Source organism: Verminephrobacter aporrectodeae subsp. tuberculatae At4, from assembly GCF_000193225.1.
Taxonomy (GTDB): domain Bacteria; phylum Pseudomonadota; class Gammaproteobacteria; order Burkholderiales; family Burkholderiaceae_C; genus Acidovorax; species Acidovorax aporrectodeae.
The window spans coordinates 1-507 of the sequence record NZ_AFAL01000269.1 but is presented as its reverse complement, the minus strand read 5'-3'; the positions used below and the strand labels follow the sequence as shown (position 1 = coordinate 507).

Annotated in this window: 1 protein-coding gene; it reads right to left on the bottom strand. The window is 68.8% G+C overall.

Annotated elements, in window-relative coordinates:
- Window positions 1–169: 169 nt before the first annotated feature.
- Window positions 170–507 (bottom strand): flagellar basal body rod protein FlgC (gene flgC, locus VTU_RS0106370; protein WP_010102273.1); only part of this gene is annotated, 338 nt, incomplete at its 5' end.

The window sequence follows — 507 nt, the reverse complement described above, 5'->3', positions numbered from 1 at the left end:
GTTGTTCAGCTGCGCGACGAGCAGCTTCAGAAACCGCTCCTGCGCGGCCGCTGCGCCGACCTGGGGTTTGGCGCCCGGCGGCGGCTTCGCTGCTGCGGCGGCGGTGGCGGGAAGAGCGGAAGGGACGGGGGTGGCGCTGGGAATCATGGCGGGTCTCCTGAAATCACGGTCACTGGCCCAGTTGCAGGGTCTTGAGAAGCAGCGACTTGGCCGTGTTCATGACCTCGACGTTGTTCTGGTACGAGCGGGAGGCGGAAATCATGTTCACCATCTCCTCCACGGCGTTCACGTTGGAATGCGTCACATAGCCCTGCGCGTCGGCCAGGGGGTTGTCCGGGTCATGCACGCGCCGGCCGGGAACGGCGCTCTGGCGCATGCCGATCACGCGCACGCCGGCCGCGCCGTCTGCGCCCATGGGCGCCGTCTGGAAGACCACCTGGCGCGCCCTGTACGCCTGGCCATCCGGGCCGGCGACGGCGTCCACGTTGGCCAGATTGCTCGCGACCG